Source organism: Thauera aromatica K172 (assembly GCF_003030465.1).
Taxonomy (GTDB): domain Bacteria; phylum Pseudomonadota; class Gammaproteobacteria; order Burkholderiales; family Rhodocyclaceae; genus Thauera; species Thauera aromatica.
Window position 1 is genome coordinate 1,125,359 of sequence record NZ_CP028339.1, and the last position, 22,399, is coordinate 1,147,757.

Below are 22,399 nucleotides of genomic sequence, written 5' to 3' on the forward strand. Positions count from 1 at the left end.
GGCAGTGCGGCATTATCACCCGAGTCAGGGTTCCGGCCCAGCCCCGCAGCACATCGGGCATGTCCGGCATGCCATCCGGCCCGCCCGCGGGCCCGTCCGGCAGCGCCCGATGGCAGCCCCCGGCGAGGGCACGGCGAGGGCACGGCGAGCGCCTGCGGCCCCGCCGGCGAGAACATTGCTTACAACTGCGCCGGGGTCCGGCGCGCGTAGAGGTTGAATGCCGGCGCAGGCCTGCGTACCATAGCTCCCATGGTTGTAATCCCGGCAATCTGGAGGCGTTCTGGACAGGGGTTCGATTCCCCTCACCTCCACCCAAGCGCATTCGGGAGTGTGTTTGGGTGGGGGTGTACCGGTTTCGACAGGGCGGGCAAAGGTGAGCAGGCAACCCGAGAGGCGACGGACGTAATCCGCGCAAAACCATAAACGCCAACGATGAGCGTTTCGCACTGGCCGCCTAAGGCCGATGCCGAGGCCGCTTGAGCCTTGTTACCAAAGAAAAGCCGGTGGGGACTTCGGTCCCCATCGTCACGTCTACCGGGTGCCGAGTGCGCCCCGCCTTTCGTTCCGCGGTGCAGATCGATGTGCGACGCAACTCGTCGAGTGTGCGGCGAAGGGCATTTCCAGCGCAGCGGCGTAAGCGGGCGAGATGGGCAGGCGCGGTGTTGGGCGGGTGCGGTGTTGTGTGACAATCGGGAAATCGCCCGCCGCCTCAAGCCGCTAACGCCATGTCTTCCCGCCGCCCCTCGATCGTCATTGCCAGCCTGATCGGCCTCGCGCTCCTCGCCGGCTATGCCTGGCATGCGAACCGCAACCCGGGGGGAGGGCCGCGCTCCACCGCCGAAGCACCGGCGGCCGCGCAGCCGGTCGCGGTCGAGACACACGCAGTGCGCACGCTGGCGCTGGCCGATGACGTCACCGCGGTCGGCTCGCTGGTGTCGAACGAATCGGTGGTGCTGCGCCCCGAAGTGGCCGGGCGGATCGCCGCGATCGGCTTTCGCGACGGCAGCGCGGTGCGGCGCGGCGACGTGCTGGTCGAGCTGGATGCCGCAGTGCAACGTGCCGAGCTGGAGCAGGCGCGCGCCGCTCTCACTCTAGCCGAGTCGAGCTTTCATCGGGCCCAGGATCTGTTTGCGCGCAAGTTCGTCAGCCAGAGCAGCCTCGACAGTGCCCGTGCCCAGCTCGAGGTGGCGCGTGCCGGCGTCGCGCTGGCGCAGGCGCGGCTGGCGCGCATGCAGATCCGCGCCCCTTTCGACGGTGTGGTCGGCATCCGCAGCGTGAGTCCGGGTGACTTCGTCAAGGATGGCGATGCGCTGGTCAACGTCGAGGACATCGCCACCCTGAAAGTCGATTTCCGCCTCCCCGAGCAGTACCTGGACCGGGTGCGGGCGGGACAGGTGCTGTCGCTCGCCAGCGACGCGCTGCCGGGGGAGCGCTTCGCCGCCACTGTCGATGCGGTCGATCCGCTGGTCGATGCGCAGGGAAGGGCGCTGCGCCTGCGCGCACGGCTCAATAATCCGGAGATGCGGCTGCGTCCGGGGGGCTTCGTGCGCGTGCGCCTGATCCTGGCCGAGCGCGGCGAGGTGGTGATGGTGCCCGAGACGGCCCTGGTGCCGGCGCCCGGCAACGTGCAGTTCGTCTACCGGGTCGACGACGGCAAGGCGCGGCGGGTGGTGGTCGGCACCGGCGTGCGCCGCGAGGCAATGGTCGAGATCGTCGACGGCCTGCAGGCGGGCGATCAGGTGGTGATCGCGGGACAGCTCAAGCTGCGCGACGGCGCCCCGGTGCAGGTGCTCGCCGGCGGCAGCGCGGCGGCGGACTGAGAGGCGGGCGATGGTCGTCTCCGAGATCTGCATCCGCCGCCCGGTGTTCGCCACCGTGCTGTCCCTGCTGGTGCTGCTGGTGGGGCTGATGTCGTATTCGCGCCTGACCGTGCGCGAGTACCCCAACATCGACGAGCCGGTGGTCACCGTCGACACCACCTACCGCGGCGCCAGCGCCGAGATCGTCGAGTCCCAGGTGACCAAGCCGCTGGAGGACTCGCTTGCCGGGATCGAGGGGGTGGACGTGCTGTCCTCGATCAGCCGCCAGGAGCGCAGCCAGATCACCGTGCGTTTCCGCGTCGAGCGCGCTGCCGACAGCGCCGCCGCCGACGTCCGCGACCGCGTCTCGCGGGTGCGCCGGCGCCTGCCCGACGACATCGACGAGCCGGTGATCGCCAAGGTCGAGGCCGACGCCAACCCGATCATCTGGGTCGCGTTCTCGTCCGACCGCCACTCGGCGCTGGAGATGAGCGACTTCGCCAGCCGCATCATCAAGCCGCGCCTGCAGACCCTGCCCGGCGCGGCCGACGCCCGCGTGTACGGCGAACGCCGCTACGCGATGAGGATCTGGCTCGACCGCGAGCGCCTGGCCGCGTTCGGCCTCACCGTGCAGGACGTCGAGGACGCCATCCGGCGCCAGAACGTGGAACTCCCGGCGGGGCGCATCGAGAGCCGCGAACGCGAGTTCGCCGTCGTCGCGCAGACCGATCTTGCCGAGCCGGCCCAGTTCGCCGCCGTCGTCGTGCGCCCGCCGGCAACGCCCGACGCTTACACGGTGCGCATCGGCGATGTCGGCCGGGTGGAGCTGGCGCCCGAGAGCGAGCGCACCTCGGTGCGTTTTCTGGGGCGGCCGTCGATCTCGATCGGCCTGATCAAGCAGGCCACCGCCAACCCGCTCGATCTCAAGCGCGGCCTGGTGGAGATGCTGCCGCGGCTCGAGGCCGAGCTGCCGGCCGGAATGTCGATGACGATCGCCAACGACACCACGGTGTTCATCGAGCGCTCGATCGAGGCGGTGTTCACCACGATCTGGGAGGCGGTGCTGCTGGTCGCTGCGGTGTGCTTTTTCTTCCTGCGCAACTGGCGGGCGATGCTGGTGCCGCTGGTGACGATCCCGGTGTCGCTGGTGGGGGCGTTCACACTGATGTTCGCCTTTGGCTTCTCGATCAACACCCTGACCCTACTCGCCCTGGTGCTGGCGATCGGTCTCGTCGTCGACGACGCGATCGTGGTCCTGGAGAACATCTATCGCCACATCGAGGACGGCATGGCGCCGCTCGCCGCAGCCTTCCGCGGGGCGAAGGAAATCGGCTTCGCGATCGTGGCGATGACGATCACGCTGGCCGCGGTGTATGCCCCGGTGGCGTTCATGAGCGGGCGTACCGGCAAGCTGTTTACCGAGTTCGCCCTCACCCTGGCCGGTGCGGTGCTGGTGTCGGGCTTCGTCGCGCTGACGCTGTCGCCGATGATGTGCGCCAGGCTGCTGCGCCATGAGCGGCGCCATGGTGCGGTGTACAACGCCATCGAAGGCTTTCTCGGGGCGCTGACCGCGGGTTACCGCCGGACGCTGGCGGCGGCGCTGGCGCGGCGCTGGGTGGTGATGCTGGCGTTCGCGGTGGTGGCCGGCAGCGCGCTGGTGCTGCTCGGGCAGCTGAAGACCGAGCTCGCGCCGCAGGAGGACCGCGGCCGCGTGATCGGGATCTTCTCCGGCCCGGAAGGCGCCTCCCTCGACTACATGGCGCGTTACGCGCGCGAGATCGAGGACGTCTATGCCGGGCTGCCCGAAGTTGACCGCTACCTGGTGATCGCCGGCAACCCGACCGTGTCCCAGGGCATCTCCTTCGTCGGCTTCACCGACTGGGCCGAGCGCGCGCGCTCGGCGGCGCAGATCGGTGCCGAGCTGCAGCCGAAGCTGCGCGCCATTCCGGGCGTCAATGCCTTCCCGGTGCAGCCTGCCTCGTTCGGCCAGAGTCCGCGTTCGCGCCCGGTCGGCTTCGTGGTTTCGACGTCGGAGAGTTACGACGAACTCGCCCGCGTCGCCGACGCCCTGCTCGATGCGATGCGCGCCAACCCCGGCTTCGTGTCGCCCGACACCGACCTCAAGCTGACGCTCCCCGAGCTCGCGGTGGACGTCGACCGCGACCGTGCCGCCGACCTCGGGGTCGCGGTGGATGTGATCGGGCGCACCCTGGAAACCATGCTCGGTGGCCGCCCGGTCACCCGCTTCAAGCGCGATGCCGAGCAGTACGACGTGATCGTGCAGGTCGAGGCCGGCAGCCGTGCCGACCCGCACGACATCCGCGACCTCTTCGTGCGCGCCCGCAACGGCGAGATGGTGCCGCTGTCGAGCGTGGTGGCGGTGAGCGAGCGGGTGGCGCCGCGCGAGCTCAACCACTTCGGCCAGCGCCGCTCGGTGACGATCTCCGCCAATCTGGCGCCCGACTATGCCCTCGGCGAGGCGCTGCAGTGGCTGGAGGACACGGCCGCGCGCACCCTGCCGCCGGGCTATGGCACTGACTATGATGGCCAGTCGCGCGAGTTCAAGACCAGTTCGGCGAGCCTGGCGCTGGTGTTCGTGCTCGCGCTCGCCTTCATCTATCTGGTGCTGGCGGCGCAGTTCGAGAGCTTCCGCGATCCCTTCATCATCATGCTGACGGTGCCGCTGTCGATGGCGGGTGCACTCGGCGCGCTGTGGCTTGCCGGCGGCACGCTCAACGTCTACAGCCAGATCGGGCTGGTGACCCTGGTCGGCCTGATCACCAAGCACGGCATCCTGATTGTCGAGTTCGCCAACCAGCTGCGCGAACCGGGGCAGGGGCGGACGGTCGAGGAGGCGGTGCTGGAGGCGGCGGTGCTGCGCCTGCGACCGATCCTGATGACCACCGGAGCGATGGTGCTGGGGGCGATCCCGCTCGCGCTTGCCACCGGGGCCGGCGCCGAGAGCCGCCAGCAGATCGGCTGGGTGATCGTCGGCGGGCTGCTGATCGGCACCGTGTTCACCCTGTTCGTGGTGCCGACGGTGTACACGCTGCTGGCGCGGCGCGTGCGCGCGGCGGTGGCGGCGCCGGGAGGCGCTGCGGGCTGAAAAGCGGAGCGCGGGGACGGCCGTGCCGGCAGCGCCCGCCGAATGTCAGTCCGAGGTCAGCCCGAGCTCAGCCGAAGAAGTGGGGGAAGAGCCGGCGCTTGTCTTCCGCGGTGAGCCCTTCCATGCGCCGGATGTTGCGTTCGGGGATGGTGTCGATGTCGGGGTAATGGGCGAGGACGTGCTCCAGGCTGTCCTCGCGCAGCAGATGCAGCAGCGGCCACGGTGAACGGTTGGTGAGGTTGCCCGGATCGTCGGGCGCGGTGTCGGCGAACTGGTACTGGGGGTGGAAGCTCGCCACCTGCAGCTCGCCCTCCCAGCCGAACTGCTCGACCCAGAGGTCGACCGCGTCGAGGAAGTCGTTGTAGTCGGCGAAGTCCTCGAGCATGGCGGGGATCGCGAGCAAGGTGGTTTCGAGCTCGGCCGCCGGGGTGTCGGACAGGTGCTCGAGTTCGGCCTGCAGGTCGTTGAGCAGGGCTTCCTCGTCGGTGGCGTGGCTGACCGCGATGCGCACGCGTTTTTCCCGGCGCGGCTTGGCGGCGAAGGGGCAGAGGTCGAGGCCGATGACGACTTCGTCCAGCCAGTGTTCGATGTCGGCGATGATCTGTTCGTCCATGGGGGCCTCGGAAGGTGAGTGGGTGGAAGCAGGAGCGGGGAAGGCTCAGGCGTCGAGCAGACGGCGTGCGGCCTCGAGCACCGCGGCGGGCAGGTCGGGGCGCAGGCAGTCGAGCTCGATCAGCCCCGGCCAGCGCTCGCGGAACTGGCGCTGCCAGGTGAGCTGACGCTTGGCGAGCTGGCGGGTGGCGGCGATGCCCTTGAAGCGCAGCGCATCGGCATCGATTGCGCCGTCGAGGTATTCCCAGGCCTGGCGGTAGCCGACGCAGCGCATCGACGGCAGGGCCGGGTCGAGGTGATATTTCGTCCGCAGCCGGCGCACTTCGTCGATGAAGCCGGCGTCGAGCATGGCGTCGAAGCGTGCGGCGATGCGGGCGTGGAGCACGGCGCGGTTCGAAGGCGCGAGCGCGATCGGCAGCAGCCGGCAGGGCAGGGGGGCGTCTTCGGCCTGCGCATAGCTGGCGGCGAGCGGGCGGCCGGTGAGGCGTACGATCTCCAGGGCGCGCTGGATGCGCTGGGCGTCGGTGGGGGCGAGGCGGGCGGCGGCCTCGGGGTCGAGCGTGGCGAGCTCGGCATGCAGCGCCGGCCAGCCGCGGGCGGCGGCCTCCTCGTCGAGCGCGCGGCGCAGCGCGGGGTCGGCCGCGGGCAGGTCGGAAAGCCCGTCGCGCAGCGCCTTGAAGTACAGCATCGTGCCGCCGGCGAGCAGCGGAATCCGCCCGCGTGCGCCGATCGCCCGCATCAGCGCGATGGCGTCGTCACGAAAGCGCGCGGCGCCGTAGCTTTCTTCCGGCGAGATGAGGTCGATCAGGTGGTGCCGGCACGCCGCACGTTCTTCCGCGCTCGGCTTGGCGGTGCCGATGTCCATGTCGCGATACACCAGCGCCGAATCGACACTGACGATTTCCACCGGCAGATGGCGGGCGAGCGCGAGCGCGCTCGCGGTCTTGCCGCTGGCGGTGGGGCCGAGCAGCAGCAGGGCGGGCGGCAGGTCGGCAGTGGGGCCGGAAGGAGGGGCGTCGGGGGGCACGCGGGCGGAGGGCATCGGGGTGCAAGAGTCGGTGGCGGGCGATTATCCCCCAGAAGCGGGGGACGGGGGCGAATCGCGCCCGGCTGGCCGAACCGGGGGCGCTCAGGGACTCGTGCTCAACATCGAGCTGGTCATTGCATCGAGGGGGAGCGCGTAGTCGTGCGCCGCCAGCACGATGTTGGTCTCGGGTTGAATCACCTTCAGATTGACGAACACCAGTTCGTTGCTCTGTGCATAGGTGCCGACGACCACCGCCTGCGCATCGTGCGAATTGGCAATGTCATGGATTTCGCGGGTCAGCATCAGTTCGCCCTGGTTGCGCGCCATGTAGACCCTGCTGCGGAACTTCATCTCGACCATCCGGTGCCCGGCTTGTGAAAAGCGCGCCGAAACGTGCTCGGAAATCAGTCGGCCGAGGGTGGATGAGCGGTTGAGGGCGTCGATATTGACGACCGTGGCGATGATCAACGGGGAGCCACTCGCCAGACGATTCTGCAACTGTGCCAGCAGCGTTGCGGCTGCGGCGTAGTTCGCGGGAATCAGCGGGTTGGCCGCGGCCTGCTGGTAGGTCGGCTCCTTGCGTACGGTCTTGGCCTGGGTGGTGCACCCTCCGGCGCTCAGGGCGATGATCCCGGCCAGTGCGACAGCGGGTGTGCGATGCCTGAACATCCTTCAGTCTCCTTCGACCTGGAAGGTCTTGATGACCGGGCGCAACACTTCCTGCGGAAGCGGCTTCAGGTAAAGGCGCTGGTCGGAATCGGCGACGTAATAGACGCTGGTGCTGCGTGCAAGATAGTGGGTGGCACTGGTGACGCTGGCGGTGACGATGATTTCCATTGATGGGGTGGCACCGGCGGCGAATTCGGATTCCGACCAGGCGAGGGCATCGGCGGCGCCCAGGGCCAGCAGGGCGGCCTGGCCGGCGCCCGAGGGGGCGTGTTCGACGATGTCGTACAGCACCCAGACTCCGGCGCCGAGGGCGGTGGCCTTGCCGGCGTGGCGGTACTGTTGCCGGTCGGCGGCGAACGGAACGGCCTGGGTGTCGAGCTCCACCTGCAGTCCGCCTTCGTGGACCCGCGTTACCAGATGGCCGGCGTCCACGAGTGTCGTGACCAGTTGGGCGTTGAACGCGCGCTCGAATGCGGACGGATTCTCCGGAGGAACGATGAACAGGGGCGCACTCCTCGGCAGTCTGGAAGAGAGTCGCGTTGCGACATCGTGGGCGATGGTGGTCCAGTGCGCGGCCGCCTGCAGTTTGTGCTGCTTGTCCGTTGCGAAGTTGGTGGCCAGCGGTGTCGGCGAATACGGGGTGCTGCAGGCAGTTGCCGCCAGGATCGTGGCCGCGGCAGCGGCGAGGCTTTTCATCATGGAGCTCGATTTGAAGGAGATCACCCGCCGCCCTCCGGGAAATGACGAGTGCCTGCAGGAAAGGTGAAACGGCATATTGGCGAAGCCGGCCGAAACTAGCAGAAAACGCCGTCGCGCTCAATTCAGGCTGCGGCCGGTGAAGGACCGGTGCGGTGCGGGGGGGATGCCTAAAAATGAGGCGGCGGCGTATTTCAATACAATAACAATGGCTTGCGATGCTTATCCACAGCTTGTCCAGACGGCTTCCCACGCCGCCTGGGGAAAACGTTCCGGGGCACGCATGCGGCGGCGATGCAGCGGTTATCATTGCCGTCCGCGGTGCTGCGGTACTTTTCTTGCTTATGGTTCCGGGGGGAACGTGAAGATTTTTTCGCCGTTGTACGAGCGTGCGATGACCTGGTCGAGGCACCGGCGCGCGCCGTGGTTCCTCGGCGGCTTGAGTTTTGCCGAGTCGTCCTTCTTTCCGATCCCGCCGGATGTGATGCTGGCGCCGATGAGCCTGGCCAGCCCGCGCCGGGCGTGGTGGTTTGCGCTGCTGACCACCTTGACCTCGGTCGCCGGCGGGCTGTTCGGCTATCTGATCGGCCACTACGCCTTCGATGCAATCGAGCCCTGGCTGCGCACGAGCGCGTACTGGGGGGCCTACACGCAGGCCGCGGCGTGGTTCGAGGCCTGGGGGTTCTGGGCGATCTTCGTCGCCGGGTTTTCGCCGATTCCGTACAAGGTGTTCACGATCGCCGCAGGGGTGGCCTCGATGGCGCTGATGCCGTTTACGCTGGCATCGCTGATCGGCCGTGGGGCGCGCTTCTTCCTGGTAGCCGGGCTGATGGCCTGGGGCGGAGCGCGGATGGAAGCGGTGCTGCGCAAGTACGTCGATCGCCTGGGCTGGGCGACGGTCGGGGCGGTGGTGGTCGGAGTGCTCCTTTACCGGGCTTGAGCCGGGAGGGCGGCGGTTTTTACTGACCGCGCATGAAGAAGCGGTCGAGCTCGGCGAGGCTCAGTTGGGTCCAGGTCGGACGACCGTGGTTGCACTGGTCGGCGCGTTCGGTCGCTTCCATGTCGCGCAGCAGGGCGTTCATCTCGGGGAGGGTGAGCTGGCGGTTGGCGCGCACCGCGCCATGGCAGGCCATGGTGGCGAGCAACGCGTTGCGGCGTGCGGCGACCACTTCGGTGGCGGGGTATTCGCGCAGTTCCTGCAGCAGCTGGCGCATCAGCTCGGCGACCGGGGCCGAGGCGAGCAAGGCCGGGACGCTGCGCACCGCCAACTCCTGCGGGCCGGCGGCGCCAACGTCGAACCCCATGGCGGAGAGCACTTCGCTGCACTCGTCGGCGGCGGCAAGGTCCTTCGCGTCCACCGAGAAGACCGCCGGGATCAGCAGGCGTTGCACCGCCGGGCGGCCGTCGAGCACGGTCTTGAGCTTCTCGTAGAGGATGCGCTCGTGGGCCGCATGCATGTCCACCAGCACCAGGCCGGCGCTGTTCTGGGCGAGGATGTAGATGCCGTGCAGCTGGGCGAGGGCGAAGCCGAGCGGGGGCGAGCCGTCGCTCGCGAGCGAGGACGGGGGCGTGCTTCCGGTGCTGCGCCATTCGCCGTCCCGCGGGTTTTCCGCGGTGCCGCCGGATCGGGCGCCGGTACCGGCGGCTGCCGCGGTCGCGTTTTCGGGCAGCCCGATGGGGGGCGCAGGGCGGGCGCCGGCGGCGAAATCGAAGTATGCGCGGCTGGACGGCTCCATCGCCAGCCGGCCCTGCTGCGCGGCGACCGCTGGCCAGGCGTGCACCGGCGGACGGGTGGTGGGCGGCGGCGAGGCCGCGGGGGTTTCCGCGGCCGGCCCGCCGTCGGCCTGTGCTCCGTCCGCTCGGGCGCGGCCTTGCGGGGGGATGGCGAACCCCGCACCGGATTCCGCCAGCGTGCGCTCGAGCGCGTGATAGACGAACTGATGCACCGCGCGTGCTTCGCGAAAGCGCACCTCGATCTTCGCCGGATGGACGTTGACATCCACCCCGGCAGGATCGATGTCGAGGAACAGCGCGTAGGCCGGGTGGCGGCTGCCGTGCAGGATGTCGGCATAGGCTTCGCGCACCGCATGGGTCAGCAGCTTGTCGCGGACGAAGCGGCTATTGACAAAGAAATACTGCGCGTCGCGGCTACTGCGGGAGTAGGCCGGCAGCGAGGCGAAGCCGGTGAGGCGCAGTGGGCCGGCATCGGCCGTCACTTCGCGCGCATGCTGGAGGAAGTCGTCGCCCATCAGCGCCGCCACCCGCGCGGCGACGGAGCCAGGGGGCAGGCGGTGGATGACGCGGCCGTTGTGCGACAGCTGCAGGCCGATCTCGGGCCGTGCCAGGGCGACGCGGCGGAACATGTCGTCGCAATGGGCGTACTCGGTGGCTTCGCGCTTGAGAAACTTGCGTCGTGCCGGAGTGTTGTAATACAGATCGGCGACGTCCACCACGGTGCCCTGGTTGAGCGCCGCCGGTGCCAGGCTGCGCTCGTCGCCATCGATGCGCCAGGCGTGGGCGGCGCCTTCGGCGCGGCTGGTGAGGGTGGTGCGCGCCACTGCGGCGATCGCCGCCAGTGCCTCGCCGCGAAAGCCCATGGTGGCGACGTGTTCGAGGTCGTCGAGGCTGGCGATCTTGCTGGTGGCGTGGCGTTCGAGAGCGAGGGCGAGGTCGTCGCGCTCGATGCCGCAGCCGTCGTCGGTGACGCGGATGCGGCGTACGCCGCCCTGTTCGAGCTGGACCTCGATCGCGCGCGCTCCGGCGTCGACGGCGTTTTCCAGCACTTCCTTGAGCACCGACGCGGGGCGGTCGACGACTTCGCCGGCGGCGATCTGGTTGACGAGCAGGTCGGGCAGGGGATGGATGCGGGACATGGGGCGGGGCCGGGGCGGAACGGCACATTATACAAGGGGCCGAAAACCGCTTTGCGTCGCGCGGCGGCGGTGAACTTTTTCCGATGCACACCGGTCCGCCGTCTACAATGCGGCCCGGTCCTGTCCCGCCCTTTTCCCTCCTCGCCTTCCCATGAAATCCATCGTCATCCTCATTTCCGGCCGCGGCAGCAACATGGAAGCGATCGTGCGCGCCAGGATCCCCGGCGCCCGCATCGCCGCGGTGATCAGCAACCGGCCTGCGGCCGGCGGTCTGGCCTTCGCCCAGGCGCATGGCATCGCCACCGCGGTGGTCGATCACACCGCCCATGCCGAGCGCACGGACTTCGATGCCGCGCTGGCGGCCTGCATCGACACCCATGCCCCCGACCTGGTGGTGCTTGCCGGCTTCATGCGCCTGCTGACCCCGGCTTTCGTGCAGCGCTACGAAGGGCGCCTGCTCAACATCCACCCCTCGCTGCTGCCCGCCTTCCCGGGCCTGCATACCCACCGCCAGGCGATCGAGACCGGCGTGCGCGTGCATGGTGCGACCGTGCATTTCGTCACCGCGGCGCTCGACTGCGGTCCGATCGTCATCCAGGCGGCGGTGCCGGTGCTGCCGGACGACGACGAGGCGACGCTGGCGGCGCGCGTGCTGGCGCAGGAGCACCGGATCTACCCGCAGGCGGTGCGCTGGTTCGTCGACGGCCGGCTGGCGATCGACGACCGGGGCCGGGTCCGGGTGCGCGGTGTGCGCCTCGATGAGGTCGGGTGCACGGTGCCGCCGCTCGAGACCGGGGAGGCGGACTGATGCTGCGGCGCGCGCTGGCGGGCTTGCTCCTGATCGGCGCGGCGGTGCTGCCGCTGCAGGTCCGGGCCGCAACTGCCGAACCGCCGGCGGCGGGCAGCATCGGTTTCGACGTGCATTACGGTGAACGCGGCTTCAAGGTGGGCGAAGCGCTGCATCAGTGGCATATCGGCGAGACCCGCTACGAGCTGCGGCTGAATCTGGAGGCGAGCGGGCTGGCGGGCTTGTTCGGGCTCCAGTACGAGCAGCGCAGCACCGGCGCCATCGACCGTCACGGCCTGCGCCCCGAGCGCTTCAGCGTCGAGCAGCGCGGGCGCAAGCCCGAAAGCGCCCACTTTGACTGGATAGCGGGCCGGGTCAGCATCCGCCGTGACGGCACCGAGCGGCGCTCGGGCGAGATCCGCCCCGGTGATCAGGATCTGCTCAGCCTGTGGCACCAGGCGCGTCGCGTCGCGCGCTCGGGCAAGAGCGCCACCGTGGCGGTAGCGACGAGCAAGAGCCTCAAGCAGGCGACGCTGGAAGTGCTCGGCGAGGAAGTGCTGGAACTGCCGATCGGCCGTGTCGCGGCCGTGCGCATGAGAGCCTACGCTGCGGATGGGGGGCTCGACATCGGCATCTGGCTGTCGCGGGAGCACGGGCTGCTGCCGGTGCGCATCCGCATCGAGGATGAGAAGGGCGCGGTGCTCGACCAGCGCGCGGCACGGATCGAGTTCGGTCCCGCCGGCGAGGCGGCCCGAGCGAACAAGAATTCGAACAAGAACTGAGCACACCGGATATATGAACCGACCGACCAAGACCAAGGCGCCCGAAGGGGCCGTTTCCCGCCCGCTCTTCATTCACGCCACCCAGGCGCTGGGTGCGGTGCTGACTTTCGAACACCCGGCCGACGCGGTGCTGTCACGCCACTTTCGCGACAATCGTGAACTCGGTCATCGCGACCGTGGCTTCATCGCCGAGTCGATCTACGGCGTGCTGCGCCGGCTGCGCTGGCTGCGCCGGCTGGCCGGCGACGAGGCGACCCCGCGCATGCTGCTGCTGGCCTGGCTGGCGCGCGGTGAAGGCTGGCCGATGCGGAACTTCGAAGGCCTGGCGAGCGCGACCGAGCGCGACTGGGTGGCGACGCTGAAAGCGGCCGAGCCGGGCGCGATGTCGCTCGCCGAGCGCGCCGATCTGCCCGACTGGCTGGCCGAGCGCCTGCTCGCGCAGATGAGCGAGGACGAGCTGCTGGCGCTCGCCCACGGGCTCAACCGTGCGGCGCCGCTCGATCTGCGGGTGAACCTGCTCAAAGCCGACCGCGACGCGGTGCTCGCCCGTTTCCAGGCCGATGGAATCGGTGCGAGCGCGGGGCGGCTGTCGCCGCAGGCAATCCGCCTGGCGGGCAAGCCGGCGCTGCAAAAGCACCCCCTGTTCGTCGACGGCAGCTTCGAAGTGCAGGATGAAGGCAGCCAGCTGCTCGGCCTGCTGGTGCAGCCCCGGCGCGGCGAGCTGGTGGTCGATTTCTGCGCCGGTGCCGGCGGCAAGACCTTGCAGCTGGGAGCGATGATGCGCTCGAGCGGGCGGCTGTACGCCTTCGACGTGTCCGACAAGCGCCTGGCCAAGCTCAAGCCGCGGATGGCGCGCGCCGGGCTGTCGAATGTGCATCCGGTGCTGATCGCGCACGAGAACGACGCCAAGGTCAAGCGTCTGGCGGGCAAGGCCGACCGCGTGCTGGTCGATGCGCCGTGCACCGGGCTGGGCACGCTGCGCCGCAATCCCGACCTGAAGTGGCGCCAGTCGCCGGCCGCGGTCGCCGAAATGACCGCCAAGCAAGGCGCCATCCTCGCTGCTGCCGCGCGCCTGGTGCGTCCCGGCGGGCGCCTGGTGTATGCGACCTGCAGCCTGCTCGCGGAAGAAAACGACGGCGTGGTCGACGCCTTCCTTGCCGCCCATCCGGAGTTTCGCGTGTGCTCGGCGCAGGACATCCTGTCCAGGCAGGGCGTCGCACTCGAGACCGGCGAGCGTCTGCGCCTGCTGCCGCAGGTCCATGACACCGACGGTTTTTTCGCCGCGGTGATGGAGCGCGCCGGCGGTGCCTGAGGCGCGCGGCGCACGCATCGCCGGCTTGGCACTGGCGGCGAGGGGGCTGTGCGCACTGCTGGCGGTGGCGGCCAGCGCCGGTCTTCAGGCGAGCCAGCGCTTTGCCGCGCGCGGCGAGATCGAACTCGCGTTCGTGCCCGGTGACGAGGCCGAGAAGCTCGTCCTCGACGTCATCCGCCGCGCCCGGCACAGCCTCGAGGTGCAGGCCTACGTGTTCACCAGCCAGCCGGTCGCCGACGCCATGGTCGCGGCCCATCGCCGCGGAGTGAAGGTCGAGGTGCTGGCCGACGCGAAGATGAACCGGCAGGGCAAGGGCAAGGCGATTCCGCGCCTGCTCGCCGCCGGGGTGCCGGTGGCGTTCGAGACCCAGTACGCCGCGGCCCACAACAAGGTGCTGATCGCCGATGCGGAAGGGCCGGGGTGTGCGGTGCTGACCGGTTCCTACAACTTCACCTGGTCGGCGCGCGAGCGTAATGCCGAAAACCTGCTGGTGCTGCGCGACCATTGCGCGCTCGCCCGCGCCTACCGTGACAACTGGCGGCGCCACCGCGCCGAGGCGACGCCGGTGAAGTCGCTGCCGTGGCGGCGCTGACCGCGCGCGGAAATGACCAGGTAACCGGGGTGGCGAGCAGCGCTGCCGTGGGGCGGCGCTGACTGCGTGCGGAGGTGACGCTGGCCCCCGAGTGGACGCCGGCCCCCGAGTGCGCTGACCGGTGAGGCGCTGTCGCGCCGGATTCAGCTGCGGAGGGCGTCGGCCCAGCAGTTCGGCGTTTCGTACAGGCGCACGCGTTCGAGGCGCAGATGGTTGCCGTAGCTGTCGTGGTACGCAGGGTCGAGGATGCGGAAGGCTTCGGCCGCCAGGTTCTCCGCGGTGGGAACGACGTCGAGCACCACGGTCTTGTGTCCGGGTAGCGAGGCGAGAAAGTCGAGGACCTTGCAGTCCTGGCGGTAGACGAGGAAAGCATGGTCCCAGCGCTCGACCACCAGCGCGTTGGCGATGCGCTTGACGTCGGCGAAGTCCATTACCATGCCGTTGACCGGCAGGCCGTCGGCCTCGATGATTTCGCCCGAGAGGGTGACTTCGAGCGCGTAGCGGTGGCCGTGGAGGTGGCGGCACTGGCTGGCATGATCGGGAATCCGGTGTCCGGCGTCGAATTCGAGGCGGCGGGTGATGCGCATGGCGACTCTCGTGAACTGGGCGGCGGATTATATCACCGGCCGTTTCCGGTCTGGCCCGGAGCGGTTTTGCAAGTCTTTGAGCGAGCGATGAATTCTTCTGTTTCCGGAGAGGGGGCGAGGGCCGGCAGGCTCAGCGTCCGCAACCATGACCGCGATCTGGCCGGGCTGACCTACGTCTATCCGGTGTTGTCGCGACGGGCCGGCGGGGTCTCGATCGGGATCAACCTGAATCCGAACAACGCCTGCAACTGGCACTGCGCTTACTGCCAGGTGCCCGGACTGGTGCGCGGCAAGGCGCCGGCGATCGATCTCGCCCGGCTGGAAGACGAACTGCACGGTTTCATCGATGACCTGCTCCATGGCGACTGGATGGAGCGCTTCGTTCCCGAAGGCGCACGGGTGATCCGTGACATCGCCTTTTCCGGCAACGGCGAGCCGACCAGCGCGGTGGAGTTTGCGGAGGCGGTGGACCGGGTGGCGCGCGTGCGGGAGGCGTTCGGCCTCGCCAGTGCGGCGGTGCCGCTGCGGCTGATTACCAACGGCAGCCTGATGGCGCAGGCCCGAGTGCAGGAGGGCGTGCGCCGGCTCGCGCAGGCAGGGGGCGAGGTGTGGTTCAAGGTCGATGGCGGCAGCGCGGCGGCGATCGAGCGCATCAACGGGGTGCGGCTGGAGCCGGCTGCGGTCGCACGCAACCTGGCGTGCTGTGCGCAGTTGTGCCCCACCTGGGTGCAAACCTGCATGTTCCGCTGGAACGGCGCGGCCCCCACGACCGGGGAGATCGACGACTACCTCGCGCTGCTCGAGGCGGCCGGTATCGATAGGCTGGAGGGTGTGCTGCTGTACGGCATCGCCCGCCCGTCGATGCAGCCGGAGGCGGTGCATCTGGCGCCGCTGAGTGCGGCCGAGCTGGAAGCGATCGGGGACCGGATCGAAAAAAAAGGGCTGACGGTTCGCGTCAGCCCCTGATGCGCCGGCATGCGCTCAGCGCTCCTTGCGCTTGCTGCGCGCCTCCTTCTTTAGTGTCTTGTACAGTTCCGGGTTCGTCGTCTTGAGATATTCTGCAACTTCGACATCGTCGCGCTTGACCTTGTTGATGTCGATCTGTTCGACGTGGACCAGGCGAAGCAGCGCCTGTACCGGGCGGGGGATGTTGCGGCCGCTTTCGTAGCGGGATCCGCCGCTTTGGGTGACGCCGATCTTCGACCAGAACTGGGACTGATTCAGACCCAGCTTCCGGCGGATTTCGCGGACGTCCAGTTTTTCGGTAGCTTTCATCATCGTTTCCTCATGTTTGCGCCGGCGATGCCTTGGGGGGCAGGCTTTATCCGCACAGCCGCTACGTTTTTCCTATGACTTAAGTCATAGGGCGTATGAAGTATAGATCACTATTCGCTCAACATACAATATCGATTTTGGCGGTTTTAATGAAACTTGCAAAAAATAACCTGCGCAAGCGTAGTTTCCGAGGTCGAGCAAAAGTTTCCGCCTTTCGCTAGAATCCCCTGCTTTATCCACTGGCACTTGGATACGACAATGGCACTGATAGTTCAGAAGTACGGCGGCACCTCGGTGGGCAACCCCGAGCGCATCAGGAACGTCGCGCGCAAGATCGCGAAGTTCCGCGCGGAAGGGCACCAGGTGGTGGTGGTGGTGTCGGCGATGAGCGGTGAAACGAACCGGCTGATCGCGCTCACCAAGGAGGTGGCGTCCAATCCCAGCCCGCGCGAACTGGACGTCGTGGTGTCTACCGGCGAGCAGGTCACGATCGGCCTGCTGTGCATGGCGCTCGAGGACATCGGGGTGGCGGCGAAGAGTTATACCGGCGGCCAGGTGAAGATCCTGACCGATTCGCTGCATACCAAGGCGCGCATCCTGAACATCGAGGACGCGCCGATCCGCAAGGACCTGGATGGCGGCAAGGTCGTCGTCGTCGCTGGTTTCCAGGGCGTGGACGAGCACGGCAGCATCACCACCCTCGGCCGCGGCGGCTCGGATACCACCGGGGTGGCGCTCGCCGCTGCGCTGAAAGCCGACGAGTGCCAGATCTATACCGATGTGGACGGTGTCTACACCACAGACCCGCGCATCGTTCCCGAAGCCCGCAAGCTCGATACCATCACTTTCGAGGAAATGCTGGAAATGGCCAGCCTCGGCTCGAAGGTCCTGCAGATCCGCTCGGTGGAATTCGCCGGCAAGTACAAGGTCAAGCTGCGCGTCCTCTCCAGTTTCGAAGATGGAGGCGAGGGCACGCTCATCACCGTTGAGGAAGACAAGAACATGGAACAGCCCGTCATCTCCGGCATCGCCTTCTCCCGTGACGAAGCCAAGCTCACCGTGACCGGTGTGCCCGACAAGCCGGGCATCGCCTACCAGATCCTGGGGCCGGTCGCCGATGCCAACATCGACGTCGATATGATCATCCAGAACGTCGGCCATGACGGCACCACCGACTTTTCCTTCACCGTCGCACGCGGCGACCTGGCCAAGGCGCAAAAAGTGCTCGAAGGCGTCAAGGCGCATATCGGCGCGCGCGCGATCGAGAGCGACAGCACGATGTGCAAGGTGTCGATCGTCGGCGTCGGCATGCGCTCCCATCCGGGCGTGGCCTCGCAGATGTTCCGTACCCTGGCCGAGGAAGGCATCAATATCCAGATGATTTCGACTTCCGAAATCAAGATCTCGGTGGCGATCGAAGAGAAATACCTGGAACTCGCCGTGCGCGTGCTGCACAAGGCTTTCGGCCTCGATACCGCAGCCTGATAAACGCACTCAATCCTGTTTGACCGGAAGGCACGAACTCGCTATGATCGCGCCTTCCTGATGGAGACGTGGCCGAGAGGTCGAAGGCACTCCCCTGCTAAGGGAGCATACCGTCAAAAACGGTATCGAGGGTTCGAATCCCTCCGTCTCCGCCAAAGAAAACGCTAAAACCCGCATGGCTACTGGCTTTGCGGGTTTTTCGTTTCTGCCGGCCCAGCAGTGAAGTAGTCATTCTGGAACCCGCTGTCGCGTCGCCGGAAATCCGCTCACACTTTCGACGGACCTGTCCTGCGCTTGCCGAAGGGTGCGGCAGATCTCGTCTTCGAGGGCTTGCCCGATGTCAGTGCGCGTCATCGGAATCCCGCTGCGCGAATCAGTGGGCGAGCGCATAGGCCAGACCGAGGCGAGCACTTGCGGTGCTCAGGCGCCGGTCGCGCGTCCACAGCCTTGTTCCGGGCGCCAGCATCACGGCGGCGAGCAAATGCGCATCCATGTAACCGATACCCAGCCCGAAAAGCCCCTGCGCTTCGATGAAGTGCAGCACCTCGTCGTCCGTTGCCGCCACCGCCTGCGGGAGATCGCTCATCGCACCCAGCACGGCGGTACGGTTTTTCAGGTTGCCGAGTGCGACTTCGCCCAGCACATGCGGATGCATCACCACCCGCCCCTCTGCCAGAAGCGCAGAGAGGTGTTGATCCGAGCCACGCAGGTGGTCGATCCAGATCGACGTATCGACGAGGATCATGCCGCAGGTTCCGGCTGCCGCCGCGGGATGTCGTTCAGTTGAGGCTCCGAGCCGCCCAACAGGGCGAGGCGCCGGGCGCTTTCGCGCTGGATCAGCGCGCGCAGGGCTTCCTTTACCAAGGTGGATTTCTCGGTCAGTCCGGTCAGTGCCTGAGCCTTGGCCAGCAACTCGTCGTCGAGTGCGAGGGTGGTGCGCATGATGGGCTCCATGAAGTGACTTGAATCGATCTTAGCATCACTTGATGCGCTTATCCGTGTCTTTCAGCCTGGAGGATGGGAACCCTGATGCTCGGGAGGGGCTGTAGCGACATGCTTCCTGCCGTTCATGTCGAGGCTTGCCGCGGCCTTGCGCTCGCCCCCGTCGGTCCACACGGGATACGATCTGCGACACTACCTGCCCGGAAGCGGGTAGCCGTATGACGCGGGAAACAACGAGATCGACGAACGAGGTTCTACATGAAGTACGTGGCGGCAGTGTTGGCCGGTTCCTGCATGTGCCTTTCGAGTGCTGCGGCCGTCGCCGCAACGCCTCAAGAGGGCACTCGAGCTTCAATGCTCTCCCTCATTGTGGTTGCGGGCGTGATGATTGTGGCGGTCAGGCTCGCCGTCGCTTTCGCCAAAAGGAAGATGGAAGCGGACATCAAAGCCGCTCGAGAAAAGTCCGGCGCGGATGCACAAAAAAACGACTCGCAAGCGGAAGGGTGATAGCGGCGAGCTGATTTCCTGCCGGCGATACGGCAGGCCGATGAAGGCCAGCAAGATCACCGCCTCCACGCCCCTCCTGCCGCTGCGCCCCGGCTTCGCGTGGCGCGCCCTGTGCCGCCTGGCGCTGCCCTGGCTGCCGCTGGCGCTGCACGCGGCCGGTGCGGCCGACCTGGTCGGCGGCCCGATGTCCGGGCCGGCGACGTCCGAGCGCGTCGGCGTGTGGCTGATGACCGACGCCCCCGCGCAAGTGCAGCTCGAGTACTGGCCGCAGGGGCAGCCCGGAGCGGTGCGTCGTAGTGCGCCGGTTGCCGCCGGCCCGGAGCGCGGCCACACCGCGCGCGTCGATCTCGACGGTCTGCAGGCCGCCACCCGCTACACCTACCGCGTGCTGCTCGACGGGAATCCGGTCGAGCTCGGCGAGCCGCCCGCCTTCACCACCGCGCCGGCGGACCCTGCCGCGCCTCGCGAGCTGCTCATCGCCACCGGCTCGTGCAACTACGTCCCCGACCCGCCTTACGTGCTCACGCCGGACTCCTTCGGCGCCGGCTTCGAGATCTTCGATACCGTCGCCGCGCGGCGGCCCGACCTGATGCTGTGGCTGGGCGACAGCATCTACTACCGCGACGACGACTTCGCGCCGGCGGACCAGGCCGCCGCGCGGATGCACCGGCGCTGGGCGGCCACGCGCCGCTTCGCGCCGCTGCAGCGGCTGCTGCGCACCGGCCAGCACGTCGCCATCTGGGACGACCACGACTACGGCCCCGACAACGCAAACCGCGACTTCGCGCTCAAGGCCATGGCGCTGGCCCTGTTCCAGGACTACTGGGCGAATCCCGGTTATGGACTGCCCGGCGTGGCCGGCACCTTCACCCGGGTCCCGCTCGGCGATGTCGAGCTGTTCCTGCTCGACGACCGCTACCATCGCGACGACGACGCCGGCACCGACCCGGCACGGACGATGCTCGGCGCAGCGCAGCTCGAATGGCTCAAGGGCGCGCTGCGCAACTCGCGTGCCAGCTTCAAGCTGCTCACCAACGGCAGCCGCATGCTCAGCGACCGTCCGTCGCCGGAGCAGCGCGGCGGCGAGGGCTGGCACAACTTCCCGGCGGAACGCCAGGCCTTCCTCGACTGGCTCGCGGCGGAGCGCATCGACGGCGTGTTCTTCGTCTCCGGCGACATCCACTACACCCACCTGACCGAGCGCGAGCGCCCCGGCACCTACCCGCTCACCGAGCTGACCTGCTCACCGCTGACTGCGCGTGTGCATCCCCGTCCCTTCCCGGTGCGCGAGGTCCCCGGGACCCTGGTCACGCAGCGCAACTTCTGCACCCTGCAGTTCTCCGGGCCGGCCGGCGCGCGCGTGCTCCGCGTCGCCGCGTGGGACGCCGCGGGCACGCACCTGTGGGAGGCGGAATTTCCGGCCGCGCGGCTGCGCACGCGGTGAGCGCACCGGATCTTGCACAAACAGCCGAGAACCCGATTCGTGCAGATTCCCAGCCTGCCATGGTCTTTTGCCGCGCAGAGATCGCTGCTCGACGGTTCGAATCCGGAGACTTCAGGCCGCCCGGATCCACTCCGCAATCGTTGCCGTCGTCGGAATCCGCCCCGACGACACCAGCTTTCCGCCGATCACCAGCCCCGGAGTCTTGAGCACATCGTGGGCGAGGATCTCGTCCATGTCGGTGACTTTGAGGATTTCGGCTTCCCTGCCGGTGGCGGCGACGGCTTCGCGTACGAGTTCTTCCAGCTTCCGGCAATTGGCGCAGCCGGGGCCGAGCACCTTGATTTCGAGCATGATCAGACTCCTTTCAGTGAAGACGCACGGCGGCGGGTGACCGACAGCAGCGCCGCCAGCAGCGCGATGAAGCCCGCCAGGTAGAGCGCGAGCATGAGCAGCGAGGCGCCATCGATCCAGGCGCCGTAGATGAGGCCGGCCGCGGCGCTGAAGAGCGCGACCAGGCCGACGTAGGTGAAGGTCTTCTTGCGGCCGATGATCGCCGAGATGATCAGGATGCTCTGCAGCGACAGCTCGGGGTCGGACATCAGGTAAGCGAGCAGCGGGCCACGATGCATGCCGAGTTCGAGAAACATCTTCGCGATCGGCACCTCGACCAGGGTCGGGAAGTACATGAACACCCCGAACACCACGCCAGCCAGGTTGCCGGTGAGCGAGTTGCTGCCGGCCAGGATCTGGATCCATTCCGGGCGGATCAGCACGCGGATCATGCCGACGATGAACACGCCCACCACCAGCAGCGGGAAAATCTGCTTGACGAAGCGCCAGGACTCCCACAGCCAGTCGCGCAGTTCGTCTTCGCTCAGGCGATGGCGAACGATGAAGTGCAGCGCGGCCAAAGCCGCGCCAACGCTGAAGAACTTGCCCGTTACGCCGATGCGCAGCCCGCCTTCCACCGGCTGCACCGCCAGTGCGGCCACCAGCAGCGTCGCTGCGATCAGCGTCAGGCTGATCCAGGTCCACGCATTGCTGCCCTCGACGATATTCTCCAGCCCGCGCCAGGCAGCGAAGCCGATCGCGCCGAGCAGCCCGATCAGCACCACGCCCTGCAGCGACACACCCTCTTCGCCCCTGGCGGCGTCGTAGGGCACCAAGCGGTCGAGCGCGGCCTGCCAGCCTTGCGCATCGGCGAACGGCAGCTCGAAACTGAGGTAGGTACTGGTCAGTACATTGAGCTTGAGCGTCCCCGCCAGCAGCAATGCCACCCACACGAACAGGAAGACCAGCGCCATCCGCCCCATCCCCGCGCCCTGCGCGCCGAAAGCCGTGTCGGTGGCGCGGTCGTGCGCGGCGTCGTCGCGGTGGAAGATCAAGGCCATGATCAGGCCGATCCCGATCCCGAACGTCAGTGAGAGCAGAAAGCGTGCGAGGGCAAGATCGGGGCCGATGATGCCGCCGGTGTAGACCAGCGCCAGGATGTTGGCCGCCGGCGCGAAGAACAGGAAGGTGATCGCCGGGCCGAGGCCGGCGCCCTTCTTGTAGATGCCGGCGAAGAGCGGAACGATGGTGCACGAGCACACCGCGAGCAAGGACCCGGCGGCAGCCGCAGCCGGATACGACACCGCCTTGCGCGAGTTGCGACCGAGGAAGCGGGTAACGGTTTCCTTGGGAATCAGCGCCGACATTGCGCCGGCGATGAAGAAGGCGGGCAGCAGGCACAGCAGCACATGGGCCGCGAGATAGGCAGCAAGGTTACCCAGGCCGCCGTACAGGATGGACTCCCCCCAGGAAAGCACCATGTCCATGACACCTACTCCAAGAAGTCCTGCAACCTAACATCCGCTCGACTCGACCCGCAGACGAAGCCGAATCGCCCGATCCGCCGCCGCCAA

General features: G+C 68.0%; 22 protein-coding genes, 1 tRNA gene and 1 other RNA gene. 13 read left to right on the top strand and 11 right to left on the bottom strand.

The features are described 5' to 3' along the window. Positions 1 to 200 precede the first annotated feature (200 nt). The 3 genes from ssrA (at position 201) to Tharo_RS05425 (ending at position 4,905) form a co-directional block, all read left to right on the top strand. Positions 201 to 528, top strand: a transfer-messenger RNA (tmRNA) gene (gene ssrA / locus Tharo_RS05415). Positions 529 to 725: 197 nt separating this feature from the next. Continuing rightward, positions 726 to 1,820, top strand: coding sequence for an efflux RND transporter periplasmic adaptor subunit (locus Tharo_RS05420; RefSeq protein ID WP_107220319.1), 1,095 nt, complete (start codon positions 726 to 728; stop codon positions 1,818 to 1,820). A 10-nt stretch (positions 1,821 to 1,830) separates the two neighbouring features. Continuing rightward, positions 1,831 to 4,905: an efflux RND transporter permease subunit gene (locus Tharo_RS05425; RefSeq protein ID WP_107220320.1), complete on the top strand. Its 3,075-nt coding sequence runs from the start codon at positions 1,831 to 1,833 to the stop codon at positions 4,903 to 4,905. Positions 4,906 to 4,972: 67 nt separating this feature from the next. On the opposite strand, the gene Tharo_RS05430 is transcribed toward Tharo_RS05425, so the two are convergent. The 4 genes from Tharo_RS05430 to Tharo_RS05445 form a co-directional block, all read right to left on the bottom strand. Continuing rightward, the gene (locus tag Tharo_RS05430; protein ID WP_107220321.1) at positions 4,973 to 5,518 is read right to left on the bottom strand and encodes a DUF1415 domain-containing protein; all 546 of its coding nucleotides are present in this window, start codon (positions 5,516 to 5,518) and stop codon (positions 4,973 to 4,975) included. Between the two features lie 45 nt (positions 5,519 to 5,563). Continuing rightward, complete coding sequence (miaA, locus tag Tharo_RS05435) at positions 5,564 to 6,559, bottom strand: tRNA (adenosine(37)-N6)-dimethylallyltransferase MiaA (protein ID WP_107220322.1); 996 nt, start codon at positions 6,557 to 6,559, stop codon at positions 5,564 to 5,566. 87 nt (positions 6,560 to 6,646) lie between these two features. Further along, on the bottom strand, positions 6,647 to 7,213 hold the full coding sequence (locus tag Tharo_RS05440; RefSeq protein WP_107220323.1) for a FlgO family outer membrane protein: 567 nt from the start codon (positions 7,211 to 7,213) through the stop codon (positions 6,647 to 6,649). Positions 7,214 to 7,216: 3 nt separating this feature from the next. Continuing rightward, entirely contained in the window at positions 7,217 to 7,912 is a 696-nt protein-coding gene (locus Tharo_RS05445; RefSeq protein WP_159051662.1) for a hypothetical protein, read from the bottom strand. Positions 7,913 to 8,303: 391 nt separating this feature from the next. On the opposite strand from Tharo_RS05445, the gene Tharo_RS05450 reads away from it, so the two are divergent. After that, the gene (locus Tharo_RS05450; RefSeq protein ID WP_245881005.1) at positions 8,304 to 8,849 is read left to right on the top strand and encodes a YqaA family protein; all 546 of its coding nucleotides are present in this window, start codon (positions 8,304 to 8,306) and stop codon (positions 8,847 to 8,849) included. 19 nt (positions 8,850 to 8,868) lie between these two features. Here the strand turns inward: Tharo_RS05450 and mutL are convergent, their stop codons facing one another. Next, the gene (mutL, locus tag Tharo_RS05455; protein ID WP_107220326.1) at positions 8,869 to 10,782 is read right to left on the bottom strand and encodes a DNA mismatch repair endonuclease MutL; all 1,914 of its coding nucleotides are present in this window, start codon (positions 10,780 to 10,782) and stop codon (positions 8,869 to 8,871) included. Positions 10,783 to 10,933: 151 nt separating this feature from the next. Between mutL and purN the strand changes: the two genes are divergently transcribed. From purN to Tharo_RS05475, 4 genes are read left to right on the top strand one after another with little or no spacing between them, the layout of a single operon-like run. Further along, entirely contained in the window at positions 10,934 to 11,590 is a 657-nt protein-coding gene (purN, locus tag Tharo_RS05460) for a phosphoribosylglycinamide formyltransferase (protein WP_107220327.1), read from the top strand. Next, entirely contained in the window at positions 11,590 to 12,351 is a 762-nt protein-coding gene (locus Tharo_RS05465) for a DUF3108 domain-containing protein (RefSeq protein WP_107220328.1), read from the top strand. Before purN ends, Tharo_RS05465 begins: the two co-directional genes overlap by 1 nt. Before the next feature lie 13 nt (positions 12,352 to 12,364). Then, positions 12,365 to 13,663 carry an RsmB/NOP family class I SAM-dependent RNA methyltransferase gene (locus Tharo_RS05470; RefSeq protein WP_107220329.1) on the top strand — a complete coding sequence of 433 codons (1,299 nt, stop codon included), beginning with the start codon at positions 12,365 to 12,367 and terminating at the stop codon, positions 13,661 to 13,663. Continuing rightward, entirely contained in the window at positions 13,656 to 14,255 is a 600-nt protein-coding gene (locus tag Tharo_RS05475) for a phospholipase D family nuclease (RefSeq protein ID WP_425444945.1), read from the top strand. Before Tharo_RS05470 ends, Tharo_RS05475 begins: the two co-directional genes overlap by 8 nt. A 143-nt stretch (positions 14,256 to 14,398) precedes the next feature. Here Tharo_RS05475 and queD read toward each other — a convergent pair whose 3' ends face one another. Continuing rightward, entirely contained in the window at positions 14,399 to 14,842 is a 444-nt protein-coding gene (queD, locus tag Tharo_RS05480) for a 6-carboxytetrahydropterin synthase QueD (protein ID WP_107220330.1), read from the bottom strand. 87 nt (positions 14,843 to 14,929) lie between these two features. Here queD and Tharo_RS05485 point away from each other — a divergent pair, with 87 nt between their 5' ends. Beyond that, positions 14,930 to 15,808, top strand: a complete 879-nt coding sequence (locus Tharo_RS05485) for a radical SAM protein (protein ID WP_107220331.1) — start codon at positions 14,930 to 14,932, stop codon at positions 15,806 to 15,808. Positions 15,809 to 15,823: 15 nt separating this feature from the next. On the opposite strand, the gene Tharo_RS05490 is transcribed toward Tharo_RS05485, so the two are convergent. Continuing rightward, the gene (locus Tharo_RS05490; RefSeq protein ID WP_075149583.1) at positions 15,824 to 16,117 is read right to left on the bottom strand and encodes a helix-turn-helix domain-containing protein; all 294 of its coding nucleotides are present in this window, start codon (positions 16,115 to 16,117) and stop codon (positions 15,824 to 15,826) included. A 258-nt stretch (positions 16,118 to 16,375) separates the two neighbouring features. On the opposite strand from Tharo_RS05490, the gene Tharo_RS05495 reads away from it, so the two are divergent. Together Tharo_RS05495 and Tharo_RS05500 are read left to right on the top strand one after the other, a co-directional pair. Continuing rightward, positions 16,376 to 17,602 (top strand): aspartate kinase, encoded by a 1,227-nt coding sequence (locus Tharo_RS05495; RefSeq protein ID WP_107220332.1) that lies wholly within the window; start codon positions 16,376 to 16,378, stop codon positions 17,600 to 17,602. Positions 17,603 to 17,664: 62 nt separating this feature from the next. Beyond that, a tRNA-Ser gene (locus Tharo_RS05500) sits at positions 17,665 to 17,757 on the top strand. 218 nt (positions 17,758 to 17,975) lie between these two features. On the opposite strand, the gene Tharo_RS05505 is transcribed toward Tharo_RS05500, so the two are convergent. Together Tharo_RS05505 and Tharo_RS05510 are read right to left on the bottom strand one after the other, a co-directional pair. Next, complete coding sequence (locus Tharo_RS05505) at positions 17,976 to 18,347, bottom strand: type II toxin-antitoxin system VapC family toxin (RefSeq protein WP_107220333.1); 372 nt, start codon at positions 18,345 to 18,347, stop codon at positions 17,976 to 17,978. Then, entirely contained in the window at positions 18,344 to 18,544 is a 201-nt protein-coding gene (locus Tharo_RS05510) for a type II toxin-antitoxin system VapB family antitoxin (RefSeq protein WP_107220334.1), read from the bottom strand. Before Tharo_RS05510 ends, Tharo_RS05505 begins: the two co-directional genes overlap by 4 nt. A 258-nt stretch (positions 18,545 to 18,802) precedes the next feature. Here Tharo_RS05510 and Tharo_RS05515 point away from each other — a divergent pair, with 258 nt between their 5' ends. Together Tharo_RS05515 and Tharo_RS05520 are read left to right on the top strand one after the other, a co-directional pair. Beyond that, on the top strand, positions 18,803 to 19,051 hold the full coding sequence (locus Tharo_RS05515) for a hypothetical protein (RefSeq protein WP_107220335.1): 249 nt from the start codon (positions 18,803 to 18,805) through the stop codon (positions 19,049 to 19,051). A 40-nt stretch (positions 19,052 to 19,091) separates the two neighbouring features. Continuing rightward, on the top strand, positions 19,092 to 20,495 hold the full coding sequence (locus tag Tharo_RS05520; RefSeq protein ID WP_245881006.1) for an alkaline phosphatase D family protein: 1,404 nt from the start codon (positions 19,092 to 19,094) through the stop codon (positions 20,493 to 20,495). Positions 20,496 to 20,606: 111 nt separating this feature from the next. Here Tharo_RS05520 and Tharo_RS05525 read toward each other — a convergent pair whose 3' ends face one another. Further along, positions 20,607 to 20,846, bottom strand: coding sequence for a thioredoxin family protein (locus Tharo_RS05525; protein WP_107220336.1), 240 nt, complete (start codon positions 20,844 to 20,846; stop codon positions 20,607 to 20,609). Between the two features lie 2 nt (positions 20,847 to 20,848). Further along, on the bottom strand, positions 20,849 to 22,312 hold the full coding sequence (locus Tharo_RS05530) for a permease (protein ID WP_107220337.1): 1,464 nt from the start codon (positions 22,310 to 22,312) through the stop codon (positions 20,849 to 20,851). Between the last annotated feature and the right edge of the window lie 87 nt (positions 22,313 to 22,399).

What these genes read in the sequence shown, in the direction of transcription:
- Tharo_RS05525 (WP_107220336.1), bottom strand. Translation starts at nt 20,846, where the DNA reads ATGCTCGAAATCAAGGTGCTCGGCCCCGGCTGCGCCAATTGCCGGAAG.
- Tharo_RS05485 (WP_107220331.1), top strand. Translation starts at nt 14,930, where the DNA reads ATGAATTCTTCTGTTTCCGGAGAGGGGGCGAGGGCCGGCAGGCTCAGC.
- Tharo_RS05425 (WP_107220320.1), top strand. Translation starts at nt 1,831, where the DNA reads ATGGTCGTCTCCGAGATCTGCATCCGCCGCCCGGTGTTCGCCACCGTG.
- Tharo_RS05505 (WP_107220333.1), bottom strand. Translation starts at nt 18,347, where the DNA reads ATGATCCTCGTCGATACGTCGATCTGGATCGACCACCTGCGTGGCTCG.
- queD (WP_107220330.1), bottom strand. Translation starts at nt 14,842, where the DNA reads ATGCGCATCACCCGCCGCCTCGAATTCGACGCCGGACACCGGATTCCC.
- miaA (WP_107220322.1), bottom strand. Translation starts at nt 6,559, where the DNA reads ATGCCCTCCGCCCGCGTGCCCCCCGACGCCCCTCCTTCCGGCCCCACT.
- Tharo_RS05495 (WP_107220332.1), top strand. Translation starts at nt 16,376, where the DNA reads ATGGCACTGATAGTTCAGAAGTACGGCGGCACCTCGGTGGGCAACCCC.
- Tharo_RS05440 (WP_107220323.1), bottom strand. Translation starts at nt 7,213, where the DNA reads ATGTTCAGGCATCGCACACCCGCTGTCGCACTGGCCGGGATCATCGCC.
- Tharo_RS05510 (WP_107220334.1), bottom strand. Translation starts at nt 18,544, where the DNA reads ATGCGCACCACCCTCGCACTCGACGACGAGTTGCTGGCCAAGGCTCAG.
- Tharo_RS05530 (WP_107220337.1), bottom strand. Translation starts at nt 22,312, where the DNA reads ATGGACATGGTGCTTTCCTGGGGGGAGTCCATCCTGTACGGCGGCCTG.
- purN (WP_107220327.1), top strand. Translation starts at nt 10,934, where the DNA reads ATGAAATCCATCGTCATCCTCATTTCCGGCCGCGGCAGCAACATGGAA.
- Tharo_RS05450 (WP_245881005.1), top strand. Translation starts at nt 8,304, where the DNA reads ATGACCTGGTCGAGGCACCGGCGCGCGCCGTGGTTCCTCGGCGGCTTG.
- Tharo_RS05490 (WP_075149583.1), bottom strand. Translation starts at nt 16,117, where the DNA reads ATGAAAGCTACCGAAAAACTGGACGTCCGCGAAATCCGCCGGAAGCTG.
- Tharo_RS05430 (WP_107220321.1), bottom strand. Translation starts at nt 5,518, where the DNA reads ATGGACGAACAGATCATCGCCGACATCGAACACTGGCTGGACGAAGTC.
- Tharo_RS05520 (WP_245881006.1), top strand. Translation starts at nt 19,092, where the DNA reads ATGAAGGCCAGCAAGATCACCGCCTCCACGCCCCTCCTGCCGCTGCGC.
- Tharo_RS05515 (WP_107220335.1), top strand. Translation starts at nt 18,803, where the DNA reads ATGAAGTACGTGGCGGCAGTGTTGGCCGGTTCCTGCATGTGCCTTTCG.
- Tharo_RS05445 (WP_159051662.1), bottom strand. Translation starts at nt 7,912, where the DNA reads ATGATGAAAAGCCTCGCCGCTGCCGCGGCCACGATCCTGGCGGCAACT.
- mutL (WP_107220326.1), bottom strand. Translation starts at nt 10,782, where the DNA reads ATGTCCCGCATCCATCCCCTGCCCGACCTGCTCGTCAACCAGATCGCC.
- Tharo_RS05470 (WP_107220329.1), top strand. Translation starts at nt 12,365, where the DNA reads ATGAACCGACCGACCAAGACCAAGGCGCCCGAAGGGGCCGTTTCCCGC.
- Tharo_RS05420 (WP_107220319.1), top strand. Translation starts at nt 726, where the DNA reads ATGTCTTCCCGCCGCCCCTCGATCGTCATTGCCAGCCTGATCGGCCTC.
- Tharo_RS05465 (WP_107220328.1), top strand. Translation starts at nt 11,590, where the DNA reads ATGCTGCGGCGCGCGCTGGCGGGCTTGCTCCTGATCGGCGCGGCGGTG.